Annotated in this window: 14 protein-coding genes and 1 tRNA gene; 14 read left to right on the forward strand and 1 reads right to left on the reverse strand. The window is 43.4% G+C overall.

Going from position 1 to position 20149, the window contains the following annotated elements:
* Positions 1-376: 376 nt before the first annotated feature.
* The 10 genes from CZ794_RS00010 (at position 377) to CZ794_RS00055 (ending at position 14227) form a co-directional block, all read left to right on the forward strand.
* Positions 377-452, forward strand: a tRNA-Trp gene (locus tag CZ794_RS00010).
* A 51-nt stretch (positions 453-503) separates the two neighbouring features.
* Entirely contained in the window at positions 504-989 is a 486-nt protein-coding gene (gene secE / locus CZ794_RS00015) for a preprotein translocase subunit SecE (protein WP_087039614.1), read from the forward strand.
* Positions 990-1060: 71 nt separating this feature from the next.
* The gene (gene nusG, locus CZ794_RS00020) at positions 1061-1591 is read left to right on the forward strand and encodes a transcription termination/antitermination protein NusG (RefSeq protein WP_010201718.1); all 531 of its coding nucleotides are present in this window, start codon (positions 1061-1063) and stop codon (positions 1589-1591) included.
* Between the two features lie 90 nt (positions 1592-1681).
* A complete protein-coding gene (gene rplK / locus CZ794_RS00025; protein ID WP_058025423.1) occupies positions 1682-2113 on the forward strand; it encodes a 50S ribosomal protein L11 in 432 nt (143 codons plus the stop codon).
* Positions 2113-2814 (forward strand): 50S ribosomal protein L1, encoded by a 702-nt coding sequence (rplA, locus tag CZ794_RS00030; RefSeq protein ID WP_087039615.1) that lies wholly within the window; start codon positions 2113-2115, stop codon positions 2812-2814. The genes rplK and rplA overlap by 1 nt, the downstream gene beginning before the upstream one ends.
* Positions 2815-3287: 473 nt before the next feature.
* Positions 3288-3815 carry a 50S ribosomal protein L10 gene (gene rplJ, locus CZ794_RS00035; protein ID WP_025652244.1) on the forward strand — a complete coding sequence of 176 codons (528 nt, stop codon included), beginning with the start codon at positions 3288-3290 and terminating at the stop codon, positions 3813-3815.
* A 120-nt stretch (positions 3816-3935) separates the two neighbouring features.
* A complete protein-coding gene (gene rplL / locus CZ794_RS00040) occupies positions 3936-4307 on the forward strand; it encodes a 50S ribosomal protein L7/L12 (protein ID WP_087039616.1) in 372 nt (123 codons plus the stop codon).
* Between the two features lie 736 nt (positions 4308-5043).
* Positions 5044-9162, forward strand: coding sequence for a DNA-directed RNA polymerase subunit beta (gene rpoB, locus CZ794_RS00045; protein WP_087039617.1), 4119 nt, complete (start codon positions 5044-5046; stop codon positions 9160-9162).
* A gap of 151 nt (positions 9163-9313) precedes the next feature.
* Positions 9314-13531: a DNA-directed RNA polymerase subunit beta' gene (gene rpoC / locus CZ794_RS00050; RefSeq protein WP_087039618.1), complete on the forward strand. Its 4218-nt coding sequence runs from the start codon at positions 9314-9316 to the stop codon at positions 13529-13531.
* Between the two features lie 168 nt (positions 13532-13699).
* Positions 13700-14227 (forward strand): DUF6586 family protein, encoded by a 528-nt coding sequence (locus CZ794_RS00055; protein ID WP_087039619.1) that lies wholly within the window; start codon positions 13700-13702, stop codon positions 14225-14227.
* Between the two features lie 87 nt (positions 14228-14314).
* Here the strand turns inward: CZ794_RS00055 and CZ794_RS00060 are convergent, their stop codons facing one another.
* Entirely contained in the window at positions 14315-16951 is a 2637-nt protein-coding gene (locus CZ794_RS00060) for a penicillin-binding protein 1A (RefSeq protein WP_087039620.1), read from the reverse strand.
* Positions 16952-17144: 193 nt separating this feature from the next.
* Between CZ794_RS00060 and pilM the strand changes: the two genes are divergently transcribed.
* From pilM to CZ794_RS00080, 4 genes are read left to right on the forward strand one after another with little or no spacing between them, the layout of a single operon-like run.
* Positions 17145-18200, forward strand: a complete 1056-nt coding sequence (gene pilM / locus CZ794_RS00065; RefSeq protein ID WP_087039621.1) for a type IV pilus assembly protein PilM — start codon at positions 17145-17147, stop codon at positions 18198-18200.
* On the forward strand, positions 18200-18871 hold the full coding sequence (locus CZ794_RS00070; protein WP_087039622.1) for a PilN domain-containing protein: 672 nt from the start codon (positions 18200-18202) through the stop codon (positions 18869-18871). The genes pilM and CZ794_RS00070 overlap by 1 nt, the downstream gene beginning before the upstream one ends.
* Positions 18868-19605 carry a type 4a pilus biogenesis protein PilO gene (locus tag CZ794_RS00075; RefSeq protein WP_087039623.1) on the forward strand — a complete coding sequence of 246 codons (738 nt, stop codon included), beginning with the start codon at positions 18868-18870 and terminating at the stop codon, positions 19603-19605. Before CZ794_RS00070 ends, CZ794_RS00075 begins: the two co-directional genes overlap by 4 nt.
* Positions 19605-20138 carry a pilus assembly protein PilP gene (locus CZ794_RS00080; RefSeq protein WP_087039624.1) on the forward strand — a complete coding sequence of 178 codons (534 nt, stop codon included), beginning with the start codon at positions 19605-19607 and terminating at the stop codon, positions 20136-20138. Before CZ794_RS00075 ends, CZ794_RS00080 begins: the two co-directional genes overlap by 1 nt.
* Positions 20139-20149: the final 11 nt, after the last annotated feature.

A 20149-nucleotide genomic window follows, 5' to 3' on the forward strand; every position in this document is an offset into this window, starting at 1 on the left:
AGGCGCTGGTGTTGTTGCTAACGTATTGAACTAATCATTAAGTCTCAGTAATGAGCTTATGAGTTAGTCATAAAAAAGCCATCCTAAATAGGGTGGCTTTTTCTTTGTCATAAGAAAATAGATTCAAATTCAGAGACGCTAATCTCAGTACTATTTTCTAGAAAGATTTTCTCAATAAGAATAATGAATTTATCTTTTCTTCTATTGTAATCTATGACATACCTTGTTATATTAGCGCTCCCTCTTATCGTTAGTATTTTTTTAGACTGATCGATAAATATGACGACTTTTGATTCAGAGGAAGCGAGATAAAAAATTATCTCTGAAGGCTTGCATTTTACACTAAATATTGTATAATGCTGTCCTTTACACCCATAGGCGATTGGCTCAATTGGTAGAGCATCGGTCTCCAAAACCGAGGGTTGTAGGTTCGAGTCCTACATCGCCTGCCATCTTCTTATCACATCTTTGTTATACCCCACCATCTCCGAAGTGAGTTCTTTATGAGCAATAATCAAGATAACCTCGAGACTAAGTTATCTGATGCCAAGGCGGTTACTGGTGGAATGCTGTCTAAAGATAAGCATGTATCAGCGGTCAATACTTCTGCCGTTGAAGTTGCTAAAACAGGCTCAATAAAAGATGTGATCTTGTGGCTACTTGCTGCAGCAGTTTTGATAGGGGCGACTTTAGTCAACCAATATCTACCCGGTTATTGGCAACCAGCCAATGATATCTGGATGCGTATTGGGATTATCGTTGCCCTTGTTGTATTTGCATTTGTCTGCTTGGCGCTGACACATCAAGGCCGTGCTTTTAAAATATTATTAAAAGATGCTGCCGTTGAACTGCGCCGAGTGACATGGCCAAGTAAAGATGAAACCTTTCAATATACATGGCAAGTGATTGTCATGATTGCTATTGTTGGATTCTTTGTTTGGTTGTTGGATAACTTCTTTAACTGGTTCGTTGGTATCTTTATTGGTTAATAGCACGTATTGGTGACTGTTGACGAGAGATTTACCCATAACAACTTATTTATAATGATCAGGAGCGTGATATGCGTTGGTATATTGTTCAAGCGTTTTCAGGATATGAAAAGCAAGTACAACGTTCATTAACTGATCGTATTAACCGTAGCGACTTTGCTGAGTCATTCGGTGATGTATTGGTTCCTACTGAAGAAGTCGTCGAAATGAAGGACGGCAAAAAACGTAAGAGTGAGCGTAAGTTTTTTCCAGGGTATGTATTGATCCAAATGGAAATGAACGACAACACTTGGCATATTGTCAAAGACTGTCCCCGTATTATGGGTTTCATTGGTGGTACGCCTGAAACGCCAGCACCTATTACACAGGTAGAAGCAGATCGTATTTTAAATCGTCTCAATCAAACTGAAACTGACCCACGTCCTAAGACGCTCTTTGAGCCAGGCGAAGAGCTGTTGGTTATTGATGGTCCATTCACTGACTTTAAAGGGTTGGTTGAAAAAGTGGATTATGAGAAATCTAAATTACATTTGACGGTAAACGTATTTAATCGACCGACTCAGGTCGAGCTTGAGTTTAGCAAAGTTGAAAAACTAGACTAAACCAGCAAAAAGTTCATCAACCGGGGAGCTGTTAGTCAATTCGGTATATACCACGTTGATTTGGCGCTATCACCCATTTAGGAGAGTATCATGGCTAAGAAGATTGATGGTTACATCAAACTGCAAGTGCCTGCAGGCAAAGCAAACCCTTCACCACCGATTGGTCCAGCATTGGGTCAAAAAGGCGTGAACATCATGGCATTCTGTAAAGAATTTAACGCTGCGACCTCAGGCCAAGAGCCAGGTCTACCGATCCCAACTGAGATCACAGTATACAGCGATAAGTCTTTTACCTTCATCATGAAGTCACCACCAGCTGCGTACTTACTACGTAAAGCTGCTGGCATTGCTAAAGGTTCAGGTACACCGAACACTGCTAAAGTCGGTAAAGTTGACCGTGCACAACTAGAAGAAATCGTTAAGACCAAAAACGCAGATTTAACTGCTGCTGATCTTGATGCTGCTGTCCGTACCATCGCTGGTACTGCACGTTCAATGGGTATTACCGTGGAGGGTGTATAATGTCTAAGCTAACCAAACGTCAAAAAGAAATCCAAAGCCGTATTGATAACGAAAAGCAATACACTCTTGAAGAAGCCGTTCAAATCCTAAACGATTTGCCAGCGCTAAAATTCAAAGAGTCTATTGATATCGCAGTAAACTTGGGCGTTGACCCACGTAAATCTGATCAAGTGGTTCGTGGTGCAACTAACCTACCTGCGGGTACTGGTAAAACCAAACGCGTTGCTGTATTTGCTCAAGGCGCTGCTGCTGAAGCCGCTAAAGAAGCTGGTGCAGACATCGTTGGTTTTGAAGACCTAGCAGAGCAAATCAAAGCTGGTAACATGGACTTTGATGTTGTTATCGCAGCTCCAGATGCTATGCGTGTTGTTGGTCAATTGGGTACGATCCTAGGTCCACGTGGCCTAATGCCTAACCCAAAAGTTGGTACGGTAACGCCAAACGTTGCTGAAGCTGTGACTAACGCGAAAGCAGGTCAAGCACAGTACCGTGTTGATAAAGCTGGTATCATCCATGCAACTATCGGCCAAGTTGGTTTCACTGCTGAGCAAATCGAGCAGAACGCGCAAGCGATTCTTTCTGATCTAAAGCGTGCTAAGCCTGCTACCTCTAAAGGTACTTTCATTAAGAAAATTACCTTGTCTAGCACGATGGGCCCTGGTCTAACGATCGACGCTGTTCCTTATCGTACTGCAAAATAATTAAAGTCTCTATCTTTGAGTATTTGAACTTCAAGTATTTTGAATGATGAGCACATACTATATTAAAAATTAGGTCAGCGTAGTATTTGCTACGCTGTCTAAGACCGTAGGTAGAAAGTGGTTTAGCGTCATAAGTAACAATTTTCGAATGGTTAAATATGATACTGAGTCTCTTTTGTTAATCGACGACAGATGAAAATCTTAGTTGTCCTACGCAGACGGTGGCCCACACAGTTTAAGACACGAGCGAATAGGGCAGTAAGGTTATTTATATAATCTTCAAACTATTACTCAACGTCATTCTGATAACGGTGCCGTAATCAGTCGTTACCAGTAGATGCTTTTTTTATTAATTGAATCCGCTGGTAATGTGTCGTATCAAGTCAGTCCTAGCTTAAAATTTGAGTCTGCGAAAATCTCGATTTTTAGCGCTTTTATGATAAGCAGATTGATAAGATTAAAGGAGTCAACTTATGGCATTAACGCTAGAGCAAAAACAACAAGTTGTGGCTGAAGTGTCTGAAGTTGCTGCTAATGCTTACTCAGCAGTAGCTGCCGAGTATCACGGAATTGGTGTTGCTAAGCTTACTCAGCTTCGCGAACAAGCTCGTGATAAAGGTGTTGTTTTGAAAGTGGTAAAAAATACCCTTGCAAAACGCGCTTTTGAAGGCACTAAGTTTGAGAGCATGTCAGACCGTATGACTGGTCCACTACTTTTGGCTTTCTCTATGGAAGATTTGGGATCTGCAGCGCGAGTCGTTTTCGACTTTAGCAAAGATAACAAAGCTTTAGAGACCAAATTGGTATCAGTCGGTGGTGAAGTTTATGGTCCAGAAGAGCTAGAGCGCGTATCGAAGCTACCAACTCGCGACGAAGCAATCTCTATCTTGATGGCGACTATGAACGCACCAGTGACCAAGCTTGTCCAGACTATGAACGCTGTTCCTGGCAAGTTCGTTCGCACTGTAGCGGCAATCAAAGACGCAAAAGAAGCTGCTTAATTGCTTGTTTTAACGTAACTTTAACATCGCTAATTTTGGTTGCATTTTATTGCCACATTCGGCAAGCAATCAAAGCGATATTAGAATCAATTAATTTTTATCAGATAACGGAGAGTTCTCATGGCACTATCTAAAGATGATGTGTTAAACGCAATCGCTGAAATGTCAGTAATGGATATCGTTGAATTAATCAGCGCTATGGAAGAAAAATTCGGCGTAACAGCTGCTGTTGCTGCTGCTGCACCTGCTGCTGCTGGTCCTGCTGCTGCTGCTGAAGAAAAAGACGAGTTTGACGTTGTTCTTGCTAGCTTTGGCGAGAAGAAAGTTGGCGTAATTAAAGCTGTACGTGAAGCTACTGGTCTTGGCCTAAAAGAAGCGAAAGATTTGGTTGAAAGCGCTCCAGCTCCAATCAAAGAAGGCGCATCTAAAGCTGAAGCTGAAGAGTTGAAAAAGAAACTTGAAGAAGCTGGTGCAACTGTTGAACTAAAATAAGTTTAACACTGTACAAAAAAAGCTGGTAATGCCTTGCATTGCCAGCTTTTTTTTACTATAATTTGTAGCTTGACCTTTTGTGTCTGCCAACATACGTATGCAACAACACGGTGGATACCCATCAAAAGGACAGACGATATACATGCAAGCACACATGCCAGTTTTTGAAATCAGTTAAATAAGCTAAACGTCCGTAGATGTTTGGCATTTTTTTGTGTCTGCATGCTTTCCCATTAACACTATAGTTTATACTGATTCTAAAAGTTATAGTTATCCCAATTATTATTAATTCCGAAAACTGTTGGTATTAGATTATCTATTTAGCATGGTTTACTGTCATTGCATAGGCTTAAAGACGGTTCATACCAGCGACGATATCAGTTTTAGTGATGAACTGGCTCAACAATCCTGTCAGTTTTAATGACGAATCGTTCAAAATTTTAGTAAAAATTATTTTTTCATAAATATATTAAAAAGTTAAGCCCTAAAGGCAATGGTTTGTACTAGGTTGAATTCTTCGGTATGCGCATCTATATAGATGGGTTCATATACTGATTATAAGATTGAATAAGGTGTGCTAAATACACACTGGTTAGTGAAGTGATAAGTGACAAAAAATATGAGTTGAACACGAACACCTGTTTTGTATTATCGTTTACGTCGCTCAGTTTGCATCGTATTTATGCATACTGGCCACGCTTTTAATTTGTTTCCACGTTTACTGTAAGGACTCTCGATGGCATATTCTTATACTGAAAAAAAGCGTATTCGCAAAAGTTTTGCTGAATTGCCCACTGTGATGGACATTCCCTATTTACTGTCTATTCAAGTAGATTCTTATGAGCAATTTTTGCAAGAGCACAAAAAGCCAAAAGCTCGTGAGAATACTGGCTTGCAAGCTGCGTATTCCTCTATTTTCCCAATTGAGAGTCACTCTGGTAATGCTGAGTTGCAATTTGTTGAGTATTATTTAGGCACGCCTGAATTTGATGAGCGTGAGTGTATCTTACGTGGTTCAACGTTTGCGGCGCCAATGCGCGTCAAAATCCGTTTGATCATCAAAGACAAAGACAGTAAAGACAAAGATAGCAAAGCTGCTATCAAAGATATCCGTGAGCAAAGCGTTTACATGGGCGAGATGCCTTTGATGACTGCTAACGGTACTTTCATTATTAATGGTACTGAGCGTGTTATCGTATCTCAGCTACATCGTTCACCTGGTGTGTTCTTTGACCATGATAAAGGTAAGTCGCATTCAAGTGGTAAAGTGCTTTATAACGCACGTATCATCCCTTACCGTGGTTCATGGTTAGACTTTGAATTTGATGCAAAAGACTTAGTCTTTGCTCGTATTGACCGTCGCCGTAAACTATTGGCTTCTATTATCTTACGTGCACTTGGCTTGACCACACCTGAAATTCTAGATTTGTTCTTTGATAAAGTCGCTGTTTATAAAGCTGAAGAGACGTTTGAAATTGATCTAGTTGCTGATCGTCTACGTGGCGAGATGGCTCAGTTTGATATCGTATCACCTGAAGGTGACGTTATTGTAGAGCAGGGCAAACGTATTAACGCACGCCGTATCCGCCAGCTTGAAGAAGCAGGTATGACGAAAATTGCTGTGCCTGATGAGTATCTATATGAGCGTATTTTAGCTGAAGACATCGTTGTTAATGACGAAATCATCGCTAAAGCAAACACGCCAATCGACCACGAGTTATTGGTAAAATTGAACTCATTTGAAGCCAGTGGTGCCATCAAAGAGTTTAGCATTCTGTTCACGAACGATATCGACCAAGGTAGTTATATTGCCGATACGCTACGTGCTGACAGTACTTCAAGCCGTGAAGAAGCGTTGATCGAAATCTATAAAGTTATGCGTCCAGGTGAGCCACCAACGGTTGAAACTGCTGAGAAACTATTTGAAAGCATGTTCTTCAACGCAGATCGTTATGACCTATCTAATGTCGGCCGTATGAAGTTCAACCGTCGTCTTGGTCTGCCATTTGAAAATACCGATGATCCAGACGTACAGCGCGAACGCAGTGTATTGACCAACGATGATATCGTTAACGTTCTAAAAGAACTTATCGAGATTCGTAATGGTCGCGGCGATGTCGATGATATTGACCATTTGGGTAACCGCCGTATTCGTTCAGTGGGCGAAATGGCAGAAAACCAATTCCGTGTTGGTTTAGTACGTGTCGAGCGTGCCGTAAAAGAGCGTTTAAGCTCAGCAGAATCAGACAACTTGTCACCACAAGATTTGATTAACTCTAAGCCAGTTGCGGCTGCAGTGAAAGAATTCTTTGGTTCAAGCCAGTTGTCACAGTTTATGGATCAGAACAACCCGTTGTCTGAAGTTACCCATAAGCGCCGTGTATCAGCGTTAGGACCTGGTGGTCTAACTCGTGAACGTGCAGGCTTTGAAGTACGTGACGTACATGATACGCATTATGGCCGTGTATGTCCTATTGAAACTCCTGAAGGTCCAAACATTGGTCTGATCAACTCATTAGCGACCTTTGCTAAAACCAACAGCTTTGGCTTCTTAGAAACGCCTTATCGCCGTGTGGTTGATGGTAAAGTAACAGACGTTATTGAGTATCTATCAGCAATCGAAGAAGTCGGTACTGTGATTGCACAGGCTGATTCTCCGATGACTGAAGATGGCGCGTTATCTGACGAGATGGTCAGTGTACGTAGCTATGGTGAATTCGTTCGTATGCCGCCAGAAAAAGTGACGCATATGGACGTATCACCAAGTCAGGTAGTATCGGTTGCAGCAGGTCTGATTCCATTCTTAGAGCATGATGATGCTAACCGTGCCTTGATGGGCTCGAACATGCAGCGTCAGGCAGTTCCTACACTACGTGCTGATAAGCCGTTAGTAGGTACTGGTATGGAGCGTCACGTCGCTCGTGACTCTGGTGTTTGTGTGATCGCTAAGCGTGGCGGTGTGATTGAAGATGTTGATGCCTCACGTATCGTTGTTCGTGTCAACGAAGACGAGATGACTGCTGGTGAAGCGGGTATCGATATCTATAACTTGATCAAATACACGCGCTCTAACCAAAACACTTGTATCAACCAACGTATCATCGTTAACCAAGGTGACGAGATCGCTTTGGGTGATATCTTGGCTGACGGTCCTTCAACGGATCTTGGTGAGCTAGCACTAGGCCAGAACATCCGCATCGCATTTATGCCGTGGAATGGTTACAACTTCGAAGATTCAATCTTGTTATCTGAAAAAGTCGTGAAAGAAGATCGTTTCACTACGATCCATATCCAAGAATTGACTTGTGTGGCTCGTGATACCAAACTAGGTACAGAAGAGATCACTGCTGATATTCCAAACGTTGGTGAAGCAGCATTATCAAGTCTTGATGAAGCAGGTATCGTCTATATCGGTGCTGAAGTTGACGCTGGTGATATTCTAGTTGGTAAAGTGACGCCAAAAGGTGAAACGCAACTAACGCCAGAAGAGAAACTACTACGGGCTATCTTTGGCGAAAAAGCGGCTGACGTGAAAGACACTTCACTACGCGTACCAACTTCAAGTAAAGGTACGGTTATTGATGTACAGGTCTTCACCCGTGATGGCGTTGAAAAAGACGCACGCGCAAGAGCGATTGAAAAATCGCAGCTTGATAGCTATCGCAAAGATTTGAAAGAAGAGCTACGTATCTTTGAAGAAGCAGCACGCGGTCGTATTGGTAATCTATTAGATGGCCAAAAAGTCAGCGGCGGTGCTGGTCTAAAAGCGGGTACAGTTATGGCATTGGCTGATATGAAAGATATGAGCCTTGAGACCTTGCTTGATATTCAACCAGTAGAAGAAGAAATCTCTGAGCGTCTAACGCAAATCGCTGATTACTTGGTTGATAAGCAAAAAGACATTGATGTGAAGTTTGCTGAGAAAAAACGCAAATTGACTGCTGGTGATGACTTACAACATGGCGTACAAAAAATCGTTAAAGTATATCTAGCGGTTAAGCGTCGTATTCAGCCTGGTGATAAGATGGCTGGTCGTCATGGTAACAAAGGTGTTGTATCGCGCATCATGCCAGTTGAAGACATGCCTTATGATGAAAATGGTAATACCGTTGACATCGTATTGAACCCACTTGGTGTACCATCTCGTATGAACATCGGTCAGGTTTTAGAGACGCATTTGGGTATGGCAGCGAAGGGGTTGGGCGAGAAGATTGATGGTATGCTCAAATCTCAAGCAGCGATCAAAGAGCTACGTGACTTCTTGGACAAAATCTACAACCAAGTAGGCGGCGAACAAGTTGATCTTGATAGCTTAAGTGATGATGACATCATGGCGCTAGCAGACAACTTACGTGGCGGCGTACCGATGGGCACAGCAGTATTTGACGGCGCAAGAGAAAGCCAAGTTAAAGACCTGTTAGAGCTTGCTGGTATGGATCGCGATGGTCAGCAGACGTTATATGATGGTCGTACAGGTCAGAAGTTTGACCGCAAAGTAACCGTCGGCTACATGTACATGCTCAAGCTTAACCATTTGGTTGATGACAAAATGCATGCGCGTTCAACAGGTTCTTATTCTCTAGTGACGCAGCAGCCACTTGGCGGTAAAGCTCAGTTTGGTGGTCAGCGCTTCGGTGAGATGGAAGTATGGGCACTAGAAGCATACGGTGCGACTTACACGTTGCAAGAAATGCTAACGGTGAAGTCGGATGACGTTGAAGGCCGTACTCGTATGTACAAAAACATCGTTGATGGTGAGCAGTATATGGATCCAGGCATGCCTGAGTCGTTCAACGTACTGACCAAAGAAATCAAATCACTGGGTATCAATATTGAGTTAAAACAAAGCAACTAGCCCGTTGTTTAACTTAGTTGTCCACTAAAGGCAGTCTGCTTTATTGCTGCTGCTTTTAGTGATTTGTCTCAACCCTATTCATTGCCTTCATTCATCTTATCTGCGTCAATGGTACGCTGTCAGATGATTATAAAGATAACGGAGAAGCAACTTGAAAGATTTACTCGATATCATGCAAAGCCCTACCGGCAACGGTAATACAGAGTTTGATAGCATTCAAATTACCTTAGCCTCGCCTGACGTCATCAAGTCATGGTCACATGGCGAAGTAAAAAAACCTGAAACCATCAACTATCGCACGTTCAAGCCTGAGCGTGACGGTCTTTTTTGTGCCAAAATCTTTGGTCCAGTAAAAGATTTCGAATGTTTATGTGGTAAATATAAGCGCCGTAAGTTCCAAGGTGTTATCTGTGAAAAATGTGGTGTTGAAGTCACCACTGCTAAAGTCCGTCGTGACCGCATGGGTCATATCGACCTAGCCAGTCCAGTGGCGCATATTTGGTTCCTAAAATCACTACCAAGCCGCATCGGTCTATTACTAGATATGACATTGCGTGATATTGAGCGCGTTCTATATTTTGAAAGCTATATCGTGACTGAGCCTGGTCTAACTTCTTTAGAGAAGTACCAATTGCTTGATGATGAAGATTATTACAAAGCCCTAGAAGAGTTTGGCGATGAATTCACTGCCAAAATGGGTGCTGAGGCTGTCCAAGACCTATTGAAAGATATCGATATGGATCTTGAGATTGACGAGCTGCGTGAAGCAATTCCGCAAACAGGTTCTGAGACCAAGCTTAAGAAGATGTCTAAGCGTCTTAAATTATTAGAAGCATTCCGTGATTCTAATAACAAGCCTGAGTGGATGGTAATGAACATCTTGCCAGTACTACCACCAGATTTGCGCCCGCTAGTACCGCTAGAAGGTGGTCGTTTTGCGACATCAGATCTAAACGATCTATATCGCCGTGTGATCAACCGTAACAATCGTCTTAAGCGTCTGCTTGAGCTAAGCGCACCTGACATCATCGTACGTAACGAAAAACGTATGTTGCAAGAGTCAGTGGATGCGTTGCTTGATAACGGTCGTCGCGGTCGTGCGATTACTGGTAGTAACAAGCGCCCATTGAAATCTTTGGCAGATATGATCAAAGGTAAGCAAGGTCGTTTCCGTCAAAACTTACTTGGTAAGCGTGTCGATTACTCTGGTCGTTCGGTTATCGTTGTAGGTCCAACACTACGTCTACATCAGTGTGGCCTACCTAAAAAAATGGCGCTAGAATTATTCAAGCCATTTACTTATAACAAACTATTATCTCATGGTTTGGCAACGACGATTAAAGCTGCCAAAAAGATGGTAGAGCGTGAAGAGCCACAAGTTTGGGATATGCTGGCCATGGTTATCCGTGAGCATCCAGTACTACTTAACCGTGCGCCAACGCTTCACCGTTTGGGTCTGCAAGCCTTTGAGCCAGTATTGATTGAAGGTAAAGCTATCCAGTTGCATCCACTGGTTTGTACCGCGTTCAACGCTGACTTTGATGGTGACCAAATGGCCGTTCACGTGCCATTGACCCTAGAAGCACAGCTTGAATCACGTGCACTTATGATGTCTACTAACAATATTCTATCTCCTGCGAACGGTGATCCAATCATCGTACCATCACAGGATGTGGTATTGGGTTTGTATTACATTAGTCGTTCATCAATCAATGCTAAAGGCGAGGGCATGATTTTTGCCACTGTTAATGAAGCATTGCGTGCGATTGGTTCAAACGATTTGCATGTGAACGCTAAAATCAAAGTGCGTGTTACAGAGACGCATATTGATGAAGATGGTAACCAAACCAAAGAAATTAGCATGAAAGAAACGGTTGCTGGTCGCTTACTGATCTGGAACATCATGCCTAAAGGTATGTCGTTTGACGAGTGTAACCAAGAAATGACGAAGAAAAATATCTCTCGTTTGATCAACTCTTGCTACCGTAAAGTTGGCGTAAAAGAAAGCGTCATGTTTGCCGATCAATTGATGTATCTTGGTTTTGCTCAAGCAACGCTATCAGGTGTGTCTATCGGTATCGATGACATGGTCATTCCGCCACTCAAAAAGCAAATAATCGAAGTGGCAGAAGGCGAAGTTCGTGAAATTGAAGATCAATTCGAGCAAGGCTTTGTAACGGCTGGTGAGCGTTATAACAAAGTCGTTGATATCTGGTCACGTACCAATGACAAAGTCGCTAAGGCAATGATGGATAACTTGGCAACGGATAAAGTCATCAATGCACAAGGCGAAGAAGACGAGCAGAAGTCATTCAACTCGATCTTTATCATGTCAGATTCTGGTGCTCGTGGTAGTGCGGCTCAGATTCGTCAGTTGGCTGGTATGCGTGGCTTGATGGCGAAACCAGATGGCTCAATCATTGAGACGCCAATTAAAGCCAACTTCCGTGAAGGTTTGACCGTACTTCAGTACTTCATCTCAACGCATGGTGCACGTAAAGGTCTAGCGGATACAGCACTAAAAACGGCTAACTCAGGTTACTTGACACGTCGTTTGGTTGATGTGGCACAAGATTTGGTTATCACCAGTGATGACTGTGGTACTGAAGAAGGCCTACTCATGAAGCCACATATCCAAGGTGGTGAAATCATTGAGAAGCTAGGTGAGTTGGTACTGGGTCGTGTCACTGCACGCGATGTGACTTACAACGATGACGAATCAAAAGTCTTGATTCCAGCTGGTACTTTGATTGATGAGCATTGGGTAAACGTGCTTGATAACAATGCCATCGATGATATCTGGGTACGTTCAGTTATTACTTGTGATGTTGAGCATGGCGTTTGTTCACAGTGTTATGGTCGTGACCTTGCTCGTGGTCACAAAGTGAACATTGGTGAATCTGTTGGTGTTATGGCTGCTCAGTCTATCGGTGAGCCAGGTACTCAGTTAACCATGCGTACGTTCCACGTGGGCGGGGCAGCAAGCTCAGCATCTGTGGACAATAGCATCTCTGTCCGTAACGCAGGTCAAGCGCATTTCGAAAACATGAAAACAGTACAGCATACTGATGGTCACTTAGTCATCGTATCACGTTCAGCTGAAATCGCTTTAACTGATGAACTTGGTCGTGAACGTGAGCGCTATAAAGTGCCATATGGTTCAAGCGTTCTTGTAAAAGACGAAGAGCAAGTTGAAGGCGGCCAAACTATCGCCAAATGGGATCCGCATACGCATCCTATCATCACAGAATTTGCTGGTACAGCGCGCTTTAGTGATATTGTCGATGGTTCAACGGCAACGGTTAAAGTTGATGATGCAACTGGTATGAGCTCATTTGAGATTTTAGCGACTCGTGATCGCTCAAGTTCAGCAAAAGATCTACGTCCTGCGATTATCTTGAATACGGACGAAGGTAAAGAAGTGGTTTACTTCTTACCAGCTGAAACCATCATCCGCGTAAGCGATGGTGAAAAAGTAGCAGCCGGTTCAATTTTGGGCCGTGTGCCACAAGCGTCTTCTGGTACAAAAGATATTACCGGTGGTCTACCACGTGTTGCTGACTTGTTCGAAGCACGTCGTCCGAAAGATCACGCTATCATGGCAGAAATGACTGGTGTCGTGAGCTTTGGTAAAGAGACCAAAGGTAAGAATCGCTTCATTATTACCAATGAAGATGGCGAGGTTCATGAGGAGCTGATCCCGAAATGGCGTCAAATTAACGTCTTTGAAAACGAGACAGTAGCACGTGGTGAGATTATTGCTGATGGTCCACAAAACCCGCATGACATCTTGCGTCTGAAAGGTCAGACGGCACTTGCTGATTATATCGTTAACGAAGTACAGGACGTTTATCGCTTGCAGGGTGTAAAAATCAATGACAAGCACATCGAAGTCATTATTCGTCAGATGCTGCGCAAAGTTGAAATTACCGATGGTGGTGATTCAAACCACTTCAAAGGTGATCAAGTCGAGTATGCTGATATCAAAGCATTGAACGCAAAACTAGAAGCGGAAGATAAATTCCCAGTACAGTATGAGCGTCAATTACTTGGTATTACCAAAGCAAGCTTGGCAACAGAAAGCTTTATCTCAGCGGCTTCGTTCCAGGAAACAACCCGTGTACTAACGGCGGCGGCTGTGACTGGTAAAGTGGATGAGCTACGTGGTCTAAAAGAGAACGTAGTGGTTGGTCGCTTGATTCCTGCTGGTACAGGTCTTGCTTATCACAAGACACGTAAAGAAAAAGCCGATCAGAAGCTACAAGATAAAGATCTGAATGCTGCTTTCGATATGACTGCAAGTACAGATGCTAAAGATTTTGCTAGCTTTGATGAAGCCTTTGCTCAAGAGTTAAATCAAGATAATTAATGGTATTCACTATTTTTGATTGTTTCTTAATTTGATAAAAAAGCCAGCCTAAGATGCTGGCTTTTTTACGGCTGTAAAAAATTAAGAAAGGCATGGTGCTATTATCCAAAAAAATAGTAAACTGGAAAATATGCCTTAATTCACTATTCATAGAAGGATCAGTCGCAAATGGCAGGTAAAACTCGCGTTGCCAAATATCAAGCAGATCGAACCAATCAGAAACTTTATTTTTGTCGCCTCTCTTGCCAAGCAGCAGGAAACACCAATGATAAGCAGTTATATCAAGCACATTGTGAGACGGCGATTTTTCATTTGTACGGCGCTTTTTTGGCATTCATACAAGAGCTGAGCCATTTTTACAGTTTGAACATGGCAATGCCTACTTTGGTGGATGTAGAAAATGCATTGGCAGAACGTACTCAAGTGTCTCCTGAGGTTCAGCGCTTGCATCAATTGCGACAGCAAGGGTTTCTTGCAGATGTAGAGCGAGCTTACCAGCGCTGTTTATATGCCGTACAATCAGATACGGTGGTAGAAGACAGTACAACCAACGGAAGGGTACAAGCACCTGATTTGATTGTGAATGTGGTCACGCTATCCAACCAGTGGTTGCCAGATGAAGCCACCATACGTGAATGGCGTCAGCAGCTTTTAGAGCTGATTGAGCAGTTACGTGCTGGTATGGTTGAGTTTTAAAAAATATCAACAGATAGCAAAAAGCCTGTTTAGTGATTACTAAACAGGCTTTTTTTGTGGCGATATATCAAAGTTTAATAGGATGATTTATTCTGGCATCGGCGGCATCTCATCAAGTGGTGTCACTGATAAGGGATTTTGCGGCACACTGTCGTTATCACGGTTAGTCGACCGTGCTGATGATGAAGTGTTTGTCTCATCACTAGAGGTATCAACTGGCACTCTACGCTGCTGAGCTTGTGTCTTGACAGGTTTTTCAACCGCGCTGTCTTCAGCGTCTTCATCCGTCACAATACCATCATCTGTCATCTCGATTATTCTTTGCTTTTGCTTTTGAGATTTAGAGCGATTGTTGATAGAAACCCATTGGTGAGGCGTGTCTTTAAGTTGGGCTTTCATAAAGTCCATCCATACGGGCAGGGCAGCAACGCCGCCATACTCTCGGCGACCCATGGTAGAGGGTTGATCAAAACCCATCCACACTACAGTGGCATTGGTAGGATGGAAGCCTGCAAACCACGCATCTTTAGCATCATTGGTTGTGCCTGTTTTCCCACCGATATCATCACGGCCTAAAGCCTTTGCTCGTACCGCTGTACCGCGCTGTACCACATCACGTAAGATATCTGCCATCTCAAAAGCCACTCTCGGTTTTAGTATGCGCGGCGCTTGTTTTGCTATCGTATACTGTACGGCAGGTGCTTTTAAACGATCCGATTGCGGGCTGGCATCATAAACGCTTGTATTCATGACTTCAGATTTTTGCGACTCGTCATCATTAGATGCTGAATCTTGTTCTTTATCGGTGACTTGATCGCCAGTGGTGCTACTGGTAGTGGCCTGATCATGTTCTTCTACTAGTTTTTTATTCAGTGTGTCGAGCTGCTCATTGAAACACAAAGCGCAGGCGTGACGCGGATTAGCTTGAAATAATAGCTCATTATTATAGTTATAAATATGTTCAATAAAGTAAGGTTGTATACGATGACCACCATTGGCAAAGGTAGAATAGGCCGTTGCCATTTGTAATGGCGTCGCTTGCCCTGCACCTAATGCAAGCGATAAGGTGGTCGGTAGCTTTTCTTTATCAAGGCCAAACTCATCTAATAAGTTGCGTACATCAGAAATACCAATAGACTGTAGCAAACGAATAGAGACCAAGTTACGAGATAAGTAGAGACCACGACGTAAGGTAATATCACCTAGGAAACGTGCATCAGAGTTTTTTGGTTTCCAGTCACCTACTTGGATAGGACGATCCGAAACAATACTGTCTGGACGATAACCTTTTTCTAGTGCAGCGGTATATACAAGAGGTTTGATAGTAGAACCTGGTTGACGCCAACCTTGCAAGGCACGGTTAAATTTACTGTGATTAAAGTCAAAGCCACCAACCAATGCATTCACTGCACCCGTTTCTGGGTTTAGCGAAACCAAACTGCCTTGTATTTTAGGAATTTGTCCTAGCTGCCAGTTGCCATTTGCAGTAGGTATCACACGAACGATATCGTTTTTCTTAACAATTTGGCCAGCATTATCAGGAAGGTAACCAACACGGTCAGCAGAGATGTACTTGCGAGCCCAGCTCATACCAGACCAGTTCACAGTCACATTCTCACCAGAAGGCATGGTCGCTTCAAAACTTCGATAGTTGACTTTGGTGACTTTAGCAGGAGACATATTGCTATAGCGACTGAAGTTTTCTAATGGTTCATCATTCGCTTCTGCACCGCGCCAACCGTGACGATGCTCATAAGCGATTAGACCCGTTAGTATGGCTGCTTCTGCATCGGTCTGTGCTTTGCTATCAACGGTAAGACGGACACGCCAACCACTGTGCATTACTTGCTCACCATAACGCTCAACCAAAGCGCCACGTGTCATTTCTGCTAGATAAGGCATATTGACGTCAAGTTTTTCTTGATATAGTTTGATGCCTACTGGTGCATTAATCGCTTCATCACGCTGTGCTTTAGTAATATATCCCAGCTCATGCATACGTCCAATGATCCAGTTGCGGCGAGTCAGGGCTCGAGTAGGATTGGCAACTGGATTGTATTTAGAAGGGGCTTTTGGCAAACCTGCCAACATGGCCATCTCAGCAATAGTCAAGTTGTCTAATGATTTACTATAGTATTTTTTGGCAGCAGCCCTAATGCCATAAGCGCCTTCACCCAAATAAATTTTATTCACATAAAGGGTTAAAATCTCATTCTTACTCAGCTCGTCTTCCATTTTGCGTGCCAAAAAAAGCTCAGTCAGCTTACGATTTAGCGTGCGCTCAGGACTCAAGAAGTAGTTTTTGGCGACCTGCATGGTGATAGTAGAGCCACCTGTCTGCCCTTCGTCATCAGTAACCACTTCAGTAACTGCGCGACCAAGACCTTTAATACTGATACCACTATGTTGAAAAAAGGAGGAATCTTCTGCGGCTAAAAAAGCATGAGTCAAGTCTTCAGGGATTTCTTGAAAAGTGACTGGTAGGGATAGGCGATTGCCATATTGACCAATGAGCTTGTCATCTCTGCTATAAATCTGCAATGGCATTTCAAGATTTGCCGTTTTTATTTCTTGAGTGCTAGGCAAAGTAGGCGATAGATACATGGCCATGCCGTAAAAACCGATGGGCACCGCGAGGGCTAATATAACTGCTAACGCTAAGCAGGCAATAAAAAGTCCCACCAAAAAATGAATGAGACGAGCGGTAGCAGTTTTTTTAATCATAATAAGGCTTATTAAGTAAAATTTGCAACAGGTCAGCTATTATACCTTGAACAAAATACACAGGTCACACTAAATGTGTAAGTTATCCTTCATGGCCAATTTAAACGCTTGAATCTCTCTATTAAGTAAAGTATTGTGTTCAATTATTACAAATAACTATCAAAGTGTACACTTAATATAAGGTATAGAGTTTGTGAGGCTATTTACTTCCAAAAGTCGACATTTGATTGGCGTGGATATTTGTGCCACCTCAGTGAAGTTAGTTGACATACAGCGTCAACAGGGTGCTTTTCACTTAAAGTCTTATGGTATTGAGAGACTGCCGGAAGGTGTGGTCGTTGATAAACTTTTAGTAGATACAGAAGCGGTTGGTCATATTATTGCTACTGTCGCTAGGCGTTGTCAAGTTGGGGGTAGCAATGCTGCAACCGCCGTATCAGGCTCGGCTGTGATTACCAAGATTATTGATATGGATGTCGCGCTAAGCGATGTAGAGCGCGAAGCTCAAATACGTCTGGATGCCGATCAATATGTTCCTTATCCATTGGAAGACGTCAATTTGGATTTTGAAGTCTTGGGTCCTTCTTTGATAAGCGATGATATGGTGCAAGTATTGCTTGCTGCATCTCGTTCAGAAAACGTCGACCAACGCGTTGATGCCCTAACTTTTGGCGGTATGCAAACCAAGGTGATGGACATCGAGTCTCATGCAATTGAGCGTGCTTTTGGACTGATGACTGATAGTTTACCAAATTTTCCAGAGTTAGTAGCACTGGTAGATATTGGGCACAATCAAACGACCTTATATATCGCCAAAAATGGTGAGTTTATCTATAGCCGCGAACAGCTATTTGGTGGTGTTCAACTGACAGAAGCTATACAGAATCGTTATGGCCTGTCGGCTGAGGAAGCGGCGTTTAGTAAGCGTGAGCGTACTTTGCCTGATGACTACTATATCGAAGTATTGACACCTTTCATTGAAAACACCATTCAACAAATCACCCGTTCATTGCAATTTTACTTCTCCTCTAGTCAATACAGTAGTATCGATCATATAGTGCTTGCTGGTGGCAGTAGCGCTATAGCAGGTCTTGCAGGTATGGCTCAACAGAGACTTGGTGTGCCTGTTAGTGTGGCCAATCCATTTACCAATATGACCATTGCACCACATATTGACAATGAGCAATTGGCCATTGATGCACCAAGTTTAATGGCCGCTTGCGGTCTTGCGTTAAGGAGCTTTGACTGATGGCTCGTATTAACCTTTTACCGTGGCGACAAGAAGAGCGCGAACGTCGCAATAAAGAGTTTATAACTCTGGTGGTTGCCATCACTTTACTGACTCTACTGGCTGCATTTGCTACGTGGAGTTATTTTAACAATGAGTTGGATGAACAATTGGATGCCAATGCACTGGTTGAGCAAGAAAACGCTCGTCTAGATGCAGTATTGACTGAAATCGATGGCTTGGAGCAACGTAGAGAAGATATCATCTCACGTATGCAGGTCATTCAGGATTTACAGGGTCGACGTCCTGTGCCTGTTCGCTTGTGGGATGATCTGGCAAGAGCCGTACCGCCTGCGCTCTATTTGACCAACCTAAAACGCGAAGGCGATGTCCTAACTTTAACGGGTCTTGCTGATAATCCAAATGTCGTATCGAGCTTGATTCGCAATCTAGACAATAGTAAATGGATGGGCAACTCAGCGGTCAGTAATATTCAACAAAACATTAATGCTTATGAGACGGCGCCTACGCTTAACGCGCCTGCGACTACGGGCAACAGTGAAACGCCGCGCCCTGTGTACCCTGAAGACAGCTATGTTCAGTTTGTGGTAACAACGAAAGTACAGTCAGAGTCGGCTGTGCCAGCTGATACTGAAGCCAATACTAATGCTGGGCTTGGAGGTGCGTCATGAAGCTTGTCCGCAAAAAAAGCCTAGTCAAAACCAAAAAATCAGATTTGAAACCCAAAAAACAGTTTGATTTACAAGAGTTTCGTCGAAGTTTTGAGTCGTTAGATTCAGAAAACTATGGTAGTTGGCCAACGCCAGTAAAAGTGACAGTCATCGGACTGATTATTACTTTTATTGCTGCGATGGCATGGGCGTTACCGATTAGCAGTAAGATCGACGAGATCACGGCAGCTGAAAGTCAACAACAAACCTTGCGTGATAGCTACCGTGAAAAAGAATCACGCGCGCGTCATCTAAAAGCTTATCAAGCTCAAGTTGTCCAGATGGAAACAGAGTTCAATACCTTGCTTGATCAGCTACCAAAGGATACTCGTGTGTCGGAGCTTGTCGAGGGCATCAACATGACAGGCGTGGGTAGTAACATCCGCTTCCAAGATATTTCAGTAGAGCCTGAAATTGAAAACGAGTTCTTTATTGAGCAGCCTATTCGTATTGCTGCTTTGGGTGATTACCACCAATTTGGCAGCTTTATCAGTGGTCTTGCTGCTTTGCCGCGAATCATCACGATGCACGACTTTGAGGTGAATAACCCTCAGCCGTCATTGGATGTGCTACCAGAGCTTACTTTGGTATTACAAACCAAAACGTACCGCTCAAAAGAAGCCGCTCCTGAAGGCGAAGAAACTGCGGCGGCAGGTGACGCTGCTGCTACCCCTGATACTGCTGGAGGCAATTGATGAACATTCAAAAACTGCCTACGCTACTGGCTTTGAGTGTGGCTGCTTTATCAATAACAGGATGTACGGATCGTATTGGCTTGGCAGAACAGGCAATGGCCGATATACGTAATCAACCTGCACAGCCCATTGAGCCACCGCCCAAGGCTGAATTGGTAGAAGACTTTGTTTATAGTGCCAGTGCCCTGCGTAGCCCATTTTTGCCGCCAAGCTTGGTCAATGTAGAGGGTCCTACCACTTCTATCGATGGTGTGCGCCCAGACATTACAAGGGTAAAACAACCTCTTGAACAGTATGAGCTATCGCAACTGATCTTTCGCGGTGTGGTGATTTCGCCAGAAGGCCAGCAATACGCGTTGATACAACGCCCTGATGGCTCGGTTGCTAGTGTAAAAGTAGGTGATTATCTTGGATTAAATGACGGCCGTATTGTTGAAATCACGCCGACTCAGATTAACTTGATTGAAATTGTGCCAGACAGCCGCGCTGGGTTTGTTGAAAAACCCCAGTCGCTGGTTTCCCCTATAAGCTAAGTCGGCAGATT

The sequence above is a fragment of the Psychrobacter sp. JB385 genome (assembly GCF_900163785.1).
Taxonomy (GTDB): Bacteria; Pseudomonadota; Gammaproteobacteria; order Pseudomonadales; family Moraxellaceae; genus Psychrobacter.